Source organism: Amycolatopsis sp. NPDC004747 (assembly GCF_053601335.1).
This window is the reverse complement of sequence record NZ_JBSGBQ010000060.1, coordinates 24,241-32,010: the sequence shown is the minus strand read 5'-3', so window position 1 is coordinate 32,010 and position 7,770 is coordinate 24,241. Positions and strand designations below refer to the sequence as shown.

The 7,770-nt window shown below is 73.3% G+C and carries 6 protein-coding genes; 4 read left to right on the top strand and 2 right to left on the bottom strand.

Going from position 1 to position 7,770, the window contains the following annotated elements:
• Positions 1 to 208: 208 nt before the first annotated feature.
• The 3 genes from ACWEGE_RS46045 to ACWEGE_RS46035 all read left to right on the top strand — a co-directional run bounded on the left by ACWEGE_RS46045 (position 209) and on the right by ACWEGE_RS46035 (position 4,626).
• The gene (locus tag ACWEGE_RS46045; RefSeq protein ID WP_449666844.1) at positions 209 to 1,195 is read left to right on the top strand and encodes an arabinan endo-1,5-alpha-L-arabinosidase; all 987 of its coding nucleotides are present in this window, start codon (positions 209 to 211) and stop codon (positions 1,193 to 1,195) included.
• 44 nt (positions 1,196 to 1,239) lie between these two features.
• Positions 1,240 to 4,119 (top strand): beta-galactosidase, encoded by a 2,880-nt coding sequence (locus ACWEGE_RS46040; RefSeq protein ID WP_449666843.1) that lies wholly within the window; start codon positions 1,240 to 1,242, stop codon positions 4,117 to 4,119.
• 147 nt (positions 4,120 to 4,266) lie between these two features.
• Positions 4,267 to 4,626: an STAS domain-containing protein gene (locus ACWEGE_RS46035; RefSeq protein ID WP_449666842.1), complete on the top strand. Its 360-nt coding sequence runs from the start codon at positions 4,267 to 4,269 to the stop codon at positions 4,624 to 4,626.
• Here ACWEGE_RS46035 and ACWEGE_RS46030 read toward each other — a convergent pair.
• Entirely contained in the window at positions 4,613 to 6,736 is a 2,124-nt protein-coding gene (locus ACWEGE_RS46030) for a BTAD domain-containing putative transcriptional regulator (RefSeq protein ID WP_449666841.1), read from the bottom strand. The two genes, ACWEGE_RS46035 and ACWEGE_RS46030, sit on opposite strands and share 14 nt — an antisense overlap.
• 189 nt (positions 6,737 to 6,925) lie before the next feature.
• On the opposite strand from ACWEGE_RS46030, the gene ACWEGE_RS46025 reads away from it, so the two are divergent.
• The gene (locus ACWEGE_RS46025) at positions 6,926 to 7,369 is read left to right on the top strand and encodes a DUF6294 family protein (RefSeq protein ID WP_449666840.1); all 444 of its coding nucleotides are present in this window, start codon (positions 6,926 to 6,928) and stop codon (positions 7,367 to 7,369) included.
• A 24-nt stretch (positions 7,370 to 7,393) separates the two neighbouring features.
• Here the strand turns inward: ACWEGE_RS46025 and ACWEGE_RS46020 are convergent, their stop codons facing one another.
• Positions 7,394 to 7,741, bottom strand: coding sequence for a cytoplasmic protein (locus ACWEGE_RS46020; protein ID WP_449666839.1), 348 nt, complete (start codon positions 7,739 to 7,741; stop codon positions 7,394 to 7,396).
• Between the last annotated feature and the right edge of the window lie 29 nt (positions 7,742 to 7,770).

Genomic DNA, 7,770 nt, shown 5'->3' with positions numbered 1-7,770 from the left:
TTCCTGTCCTCCGGTTCGACGTTCATGCGCGAGCACTTCGGCAAGCTGGCCGAGCGCTTCCGCACCACCGAGCTCACCGGAGCCGCGGCAGGCCGAGAGACCCTCCGTCCGGCCCTTGACGCGCCGGCCCCTGACCGCCGACCATGATCCGGTCAGACACTGTTAGCGCTAACAACGTCCAGGATCAGCGCCGAACCGAGGACACCCCATGAGCCTGCGCCGCCTTCCGGCCCTTGTCGCCGTCGCCGCCGCCCTGCTGAGCGCGCCCGCCGCGCAAGCCGCGACCTACCCGGATCCCGGCTACGTGACCGGGGACATCGAGGCGGTCCACGACCCGGCGATGATCCGCGCGGCGGACGGCAGCTACCTGCTCTACTCCACCGACCAGTACCTGCAGATCCGCCGCTCCACCGACCGGATCCACTTCACCAAGATCGGCTCGGTCTGGCCCAACGGCGCCCCGTGGACCGCGCCCTTCACCGACCCCGCCAAGCCGGAATACCTGTGGGCGCCGGACATCTCGTTCCACAACGGCAAGTACTACCTGTACTACGCCGCTTCGTCGCTCGGCTCCCGCAACTCGGCGATCTTCCTCGCGACCAGTACCACCGGCCTGCCGGGCAGCTGGACCAACCAGGGCATCGTCGTGCAGACGAGCACGAGCAACGACTACAACGCGATCGACCCGAACCTGTTCGTCGACCCCTCCGGCCGCTGGTGGCTCAGCTTCGGCTCCTGGTGGACGGGCATCAAGATGATCCGGCTCGACCCGGCCACCGGCAAGCGCAGCACGAGCGACACCGCGCTGCGCAGCATTGCCCAGCGCACAGGCAGCACGTCGGCCGAGGAAGCCCCCTTCATCATCCAGCACGGCGGCTACTACTACCTGTTCGTCTCCTGGGACCTGTGCTGCCAGGGCACCAAGAGCACCTACCGGGTGATGGTGGGCCGCTCGACGTCGATCACCGGCCCGTACACCGACCGCAACGGGGTCCGGATGACGGCCGGCGGGGGAACGCAGATCCTGGCGAGCCACGGCGCGGTGCACGGCCCCGGCCACGTGGCCGTCGTCCACGACACCGACGCCGACGTGCTCGTCTACCACTACTACTACTCGGACGCGACGCCGCTGACGGGCAAGCTCGGCATCAACCTCATCGGCTACGACAGCGCCGGCTGGCCCTACGTGTACTGATCTCGTATAACGACCTATACGGCGCCCGTCGAGAAGGTGGCCCGATGCAGCGGTTCCTGTCGTTCCTGCTCGCTCTGTTCGTCACAAGCGCGCTGTGTGCCGCACCGGCGGCGGCCGCCCCGGTCGAGCACCGGGTCACCTTCGACAAGTACTCGCTCCTGCTCGACGGGCGCCGCCAGGTCGTCTGGTCCGGCGAGTTCCACCCGTTCCGGTTGCCGAGCCCGGACCTGTGGCGGGACGTGCTGCAGAAGCTGAAGGCGACCGGCTACACCGCGGTCTCGCTGTACTTCGACTGGAACTACCACTCGCCCGCGCCCGGGGTGTACGACTTCACCGGCGTCCGCGACATGGACCGGGTGCTCGACCTCGCCGCGGAAGCCGGCCTGTACGTCATCGCGCGGCCCGGGCCCTACATCAACGCCGAGGTCACCGGCGGCGGCTTCCCCGCGTGGCTGAGCACCCAGGCCGGCCGGGCCCGCAGTGACGCGCCGGACTACCTCGCCGCGGCCGACGAGTGGCTGACGCGGATCGACCGGATCATCGGCAGGCACCAGTACACCGACGGCCGCGGCCCGGTGATCCTCTACCAGATCGAGAACGAGCTCGCGGCCACCGGCACCGCCCAGCGCAACTACCTCGCGCACCTCTACGACAAGGTGCGGGCCGACGGCATCACCGTCCCGGTCTTCCACAACGACAAGGGCCGCAACGGCATCTGGGTGCCGCCCGGCTCCGGCGTGCCCGGGACGGTCGAAGGCAAGGTCGACCTCTACGCTTTCGACGGCTACCCGGGCGGCACCTGCCGGACCGACGCCACGCCGGGCAGCCCGAGTGCCGCGCCGGACTGGGGGACCTACGGGCCGGGCGGGGCGAAGGGCGGCGCGAGCGCGTCGCCGGCCACGCCGGGGTTCGTCGCCGAGTTCGGCGGCGGCTGGTTCGACTACTGGGGCAGCAACGGCACCTACCCGTGCACCGCCGTGCGGCAGGGACCGGGCTACGAGCGCGTCTTCTACGGCACCAACCTGGCGAACGGCCTGACCGTGCAGAACTTCTACATGACCTTCGGCGGTACGTCGTGGGGCGGGCTGCCGGCGCCGGTGGTCTACAGCTCCTACGACTACGGCGCGGCCATCGACGAAGGACGTCAGCTGCGGCCGAAGGCGTTGACCATGAAGGAGATCGGATCCTTCCTGGCCACCGTTCCGGATCTGGCCAAAATGGACCGCGGTGCGCCGGTGACGCCCTCGTCGGCCGCGGTGAAGGTCTACCACAACGTCAACCCGGACACCGGCGTGCACTTCTACCTGCCGGTGCACTCGCCGTCGAACGCGACGACGGACGACGCGTTCACCTTCCCGCTGTCCACATCGGACGGTGAGTTCACCGTTCCGCTGCGGCTCGACGGGCAGGACGCCAAGTTCCTGGTGGCGGACTTCGACGTCGCCGGCCAGCACCTGGTGTACTCGACCTCGGAGCTGATGGCCCGGGCCGACGGCACGGTGCTGCTGCACGGCCGGCCGGGGGAGGACGGCGAGACGGTCCTGCGGTACGCGTCCCGGCCGCGCGTGGACGTCCTCGCCGGCACCGTCTCGGCCACCTGGACCGGCACCGACCTGCGGCTGAACTACCGCCACGAGGGGCTCGCGCGGGTCCGGATCAGCGGCGGCGGCCGTCCGGCCGTCACGCTGCTGCTCGCCGACGACCCGACCGCGGACACGTTCTGGCCGGTCGGCGGCCTGCTCGTCCGCGGACCGGACCTGGTGCGGACCGCCCGCGGGGGGTCCGTGCTGACCGGCGACACGAAGGCACCGAGGGACCTCGAGGTGTGGGGCGCCCGCGGACCGCTGCTGTGGTGGAACGGCGTCCCGGTGCCGGCGCGGCCCACCGCGTCCGGCAGCCTGCTGGCGCTGCGGCCGCTGCCCGGCCCCGCCGACCCGTGCCTGCCCGAGCTCACCGGCTGGCGCTCGGCACCCGGTTCACCCGAAGCCGAACCGGGGTACGACGACTCGGCGTGGCCCGCGGCGGATCGGACCACGACGAACAGCACCACCCCGCCACCGGCCGGGCAGCCGGTGCTGACCGCGGACGACTACGGCTTCGGCGTCGGCGACGTCTGGTACCGCGGCCGGTTCACCGGGACGCCGGGGGAGCAGGTCAGCCTGCGCTACGGCGGTGGGGGCGCCGGGATGCTGCAGGCGTGGCTGGACGGGCAGTACCTCGGCCGGCACGTCCTGCCGTCCGCGCTGGCCGCCCCGCCGACGACCGGCACCGCGGCGTTCACCGTCCCGGAGGGCCTGCGCGGCGACGGCCCGCACGTGCTTTCGGTGCTGGTCCGGAACGACGGCCACAACGAGGACGGCGGCGTCAACGACGCGCACAAGGAGGGCCGCGGGCTGATCTCGTCGTCGCTGACCGGCGTGGCGTGGAAGCTCCAGGGCGGCACGGCGGACCCGGTGCGCGGCCCGCTGAACAACGGTGGCCTGGACGGCGAACGCACGGGCCGGCACCTGCCCGGCTTCCCGGACCGCGCCTGGGCGCCGGCCGCCGTGCCCGCACCGGCCGCCGACGCGGGGACCACGTGGTACCGCACGACGTTCTCGCTGCGGATCCCGCGTGGTCAGGACACCTCGGTGGGCCTGACCATCGGCGACCCGGCCGAGCCGCGCTCCGGCGGGCGGTACCGGGTGCTGGTGTTCCTCAACGGCTGGAACCTCGGCCAGTACATCGGGGACGTCGGGCCGCAGCACACGTTCGTGCTGCCCGACGGCATCCTCGACCCGCACGGCCGCAACACCCTGGCCCTGGCGGTGACCAGCGACGGCGGGCCGGGCAACGGCCTGGAGCGGGTTGCGCTCACCGACCTGGGCTCGGCCCGGGGCGGGGTCCCGGTGCGGCCGGTGTTCTCACCGGGGTGGCGGCGGTGAGCGGGCCTCGGCCCGGTGCACCAGGTGGCCGGTCTTGACGACCAGGTCGGTGTTCCGAGCTTCACACACTCCGGTCCGGTTTGGGGCCGGCGGCGCCGGGGTACGAGGTGATCACCGATCGCTGATCTTCGTGGAAGGAGCACCTCGATGAGCGCCCTCGACCTGTCCGCGATGCTGCTGACCGCGACGACCGCGGAGACCGGCCCGGGAACGCTGCGGGTCACGGTCACCGGCGAAATCGACATGGCCACGCGCCCGCGGTTGGACGAGGAACTCGACCGCGCCGTCGCGTCGGCACCCCGGCGGCTGGTGGTCGACCTGCTGGGCGTGGGGTTCTGCGGTGTGACCGGGGTGGCTTCACTGGGCCGCCTGCGGTCCCGCTGCGCGGAAGCGGGGATCGACCTGGCGGTGAAGCCGTCCCGCGTGGTGCGGCGCGCGCTGGACCACGCCGCGGTCGCTCCGCTGTTCCGGGTGGCCGGGCGGGAGGAGCAGCTCATCGCCCGGTGACCGGGGGGTCGCAGAACGTCCTGGCTTCTTCGTCGGCTGCGGCCCGTTCGCGCTCCGCGGCCGCGGCGTCGCCGGGGCCGCCGCGGCGGAGCAACGCCTCGGCGTGGCGGCGTCGCGAAAACACCACCGCGGGCCAGTGCGCCAGGGCCAGGTTGTGCCGGACGGCGGCCCGCAGATGTGTCACCGCCCGGTCCGGGTCGCCGGCGGTCAGGGCCGTGGTGCCGAGCGGGTGGTGGACCGAGCCGAAACACGCGATGCCCAGGCTCGCCATCGCGGGCAGCTGCGCGAACGGGGCCAGCAGCTCGTGGATCCGCGCGGCCGCCGCCGGGGCGTCGCCCAGCAGGTAGGTGGTTTCCGCGGCGCCGCACAGCGAGGTCAGCCAGGTGCTCGACCGCGGCAGCGCCCCCAGGTCTTCGCCGCACAGCCGGGCCAGCGCACCCGCGGCCGTGCGGCGGTCGCCCGCCGACGCGGCCGCCACCGCGAGCGCGGCGTAGTAGGAGTTGTCGATCGGGCTGAGCGTCGGGGAGTGCATCAGCCCGTCCAGCACCGGCACGAGCTCCCCGAGCCTGCCTTGGAACCACCGGATCGCCACCAGTTGCGCGCCGTACCAGCCGAGCGCGTCGAAGTCGCCCGCGGCCTGGCCGACCTCGGCGCAGGCCTGCGCCCCCGCTTCGGCCTCGCGGAACCGGCCGGCGCGGATGGCCAGCATGACCTTGAGCGCGTCGGCCACGAACCCGGCCGCCAGGTGCTTGCGCTCGGCCAGCAGGTCGTCGAGCTCGCCGAGCCGCCGCTCGGCGTGCGGATCGCCGGCCAGGAACCGGTCGACGGTGTCCCACAGCACGCCCATCACCAGGTCGGTGCGCCGTCCCGTGCGGCCGCTCACCCCGACCAGCTCGGTCGCGATGTCCTGCCGCAGCCGGGTGTGGCCGGGGCCGAGCAGGCAGTGGTGGGCCAGGCTCAGCGCCTCGGCGTGCGCCACCGGGTCGCCCGCCGCCCGGGTCCGCTCGACCGCCGCGAGCACCCGGTCGTGCGTGCCGGCCTCGTAGTCCAGCTCCGCCGCGAGCCGGGCCTGGAGGCGGTGGGCCAGCGTCGAGCCGGGAACGACCCGCTCCAGCGCGTACCGCAGCCGCGTCAGCAGCGACGCCGCCGCGACCGCCGTCCGGTGCTCGTGCACCCACACCCCGCCCAGGCCGAGGGCGGCGCGGGCGAGCGAGGTGGTGTCCCCGGTCCGCTCGGCCCGGACGTAGGCGGTTTCGAAGTGCTCCCGGCTGGTCCGGAGATCGCCGTCCTCGAGCAGCGCGTGCTCGCCCGCGGTGAGGGCGTCGTCCGCGGCGGTCACCACGGCGGTGGGCCGGGTGGCGAGCAGGGCCGGGTGGTGGGCGAGCACCCGGCGGTGCACCTGCGCCAGCACCGGCGACGGCTCCACCCCGGACGCGGTGATCAGCCCGTGCCGCGCCCGGCGGAACGCCTCCAGCGCGTCGCTCTGCCGCCCGGCCCGGTAGAGCGCCGTCATCAGCTGCGCCCACAGCCGTTCGTGGCCGGGGAACGCGGCGGTCAGCGCCTCCAGCTCGGCGATCAGCCCGGTGTCCTCGCCGGTCGCGAGGTCGGCGTCGATCCGGTCCTGGACGGCGTTGTGGCGCAGCCGGTCGAGCCGCATCCCTTCCGCGGCCAGGGTCTCCACGTCGCCGAACTCCTCGTACGCCGCGTTGCCGCGCCAGAGCGCCAACGCGGAAGCCAGCTGCTCCCGGGCGGCGGCGGGCTCCCCGGCGGCCAGTACCCGGCGTCCCTCCGCGGCGAGCCGCTCGAACCGCGCCGCGTCGAGGGCCTCGGGTGCCAGGTGCAGCTCGTACCCCGGTGGCCGGGTCAGGATCACCCCCGGCCCCAGCGTGCCGCGCAGCCGGGAGAGGTACGTCCGCACCGTGCGGTCGGCGTGCCCCGGCGCCTCCTCGCCCCACAGCGCCCGGCCCAGCGCGGCCACGCTGACGACCCGGCCCGCTTCCGCCGCCAGCACCGCCAGCAGGGTCCGCAGGCGCGGCCCGCCGACGTCCCGCGGCTCGCCGTCCAGCCGCACTTCGAACGGTCCCAGCACCCCGAGGTCAACCCCGCCCATAACAGCCCCTCCGCGACGCGGGTATCCCGCGTGCTCCCGCGTACAAGAGCGGCCCGGACAGCCCGGGATACGTCCGACGCCGGAGTAAACGTCCGTCGACGAAATGTCGACGGATTGTCGACGGGCGCTGCGAGGCTCGGCCGGCGCGGACGGGAGGTCCGCGGCCACCGGTTCTTCGGGAGGAAGTCCATGAAACGCATGATTCGGGGTCTGGCACCGGTTTTCGCCCTCGCGGCGACGGGGGCGGCGGTGCTGACGGGTGCGCCGGCGGCGACCGCGGCGCCGGCGCACAGCGCCGCGCTGCTCGAGGTGAAAAGTGCTACATGGGGCCAGCTGCACGTCGGAGACTGCCAGCAGGACAACGGCACCATCATCATCCGGTCCGACGGCACGGGCGACTGGAGCGCGACCACGCTGACCTACCAGACGCACTCCGGCGACGTCTGGCACTCCAGCTTCGACTTCAAGACCACGGCCGGGACGCAGCTGTTCCACGCCGGCACGTTCGACAGCCCGGTGATGGACGACGGCAACCCGCCGCCGCGCTACCCGTGGAGCAAGCACTTCACCTACGACGCGTCGCTCTTCGGCGCGGTCAACATCTTCAAGACCATTCAGCACTCGAGCTGCTGACACCGGGGTGAGAACCGCCCTGGGTCACGGCATGCCGGGGCCCAGGGCGGTGCCCGCCACCGCCCCGCCGGGCCGGGGTTCCTTCAGCTCGACGAACATCGCGTGCGTCGGCGTGCCGCCGACGTTCTCGCCCGCGTGCTCCTGGGCCGCGACCCAGCGCACCGCGCCGGCGGGCAGCTCCACGCCGACTTCGCGGCCGCCGGCGGAGACGCGGCGGCTGAACGCGCTCAGCGTCACCATCACCGTGTCGGGGTGCCGGTGCGGCGCGGTCCGGTCACCCGGGGTGTCCTGGTACTCCAGGACGCGCACCCGCTCGTTTTCGAAGACCACCCGGTAGAGCTCGGGGTTCGTCTCGGCAGGGTCACCGGTCATGGCCGCCTCCTTCGTGGGACGTGAGTACC

Excerpts from the sequence above, each read along its gene's own strand:
- ACWEGE_RS46045 (WP_449666844.1), top strand. The coding sequence starts at position 209 with ATGAGCCTGCGCCGCCTTCCGGCCCTTGTCGCCGTCGCCGCCGCCCTG.
- ACWEGE_RS46040 (WP_449666843.1), top strand. The coding sequence starts at position 1,240 with ATGCAGCGGTTCCTGTCGTTCCTGCTCGCTCTGTTCGTCACAAGCGCG.
- ACWEGE_RS46035 (WP_449666842.1), top strand. The coding sequence starts at position 4,267 with ATGAGCGCCCTCGACCTGTCCGCGATGCTGCTGACCGCGACGACCGCG.
- ACWEGE_RS46030 (WP_449666841.1), bottom strand. The coding sequence starts at position 6,736 with ATGGGCGGGGTTGACCTCGGGGTGCTGGGACCGTTCGAAGTGCGGCTG.
- ACWEGE_RS46025 (WP_449666840.1), top strand. The coding sequence starts at position 6,926 with ATGAAACGCATGATTCGGGGTCTGGCACCGGTTTTCGCCCTCGCGGCG.
- ACWEGE_RS46020 (WP_449666839.1), bottom strand. The coding sequence starts at position 7,741 with ATGACCGGTGACCCTGCCGAGACGAACCCCGAGCTCTACCGGGTGGTC.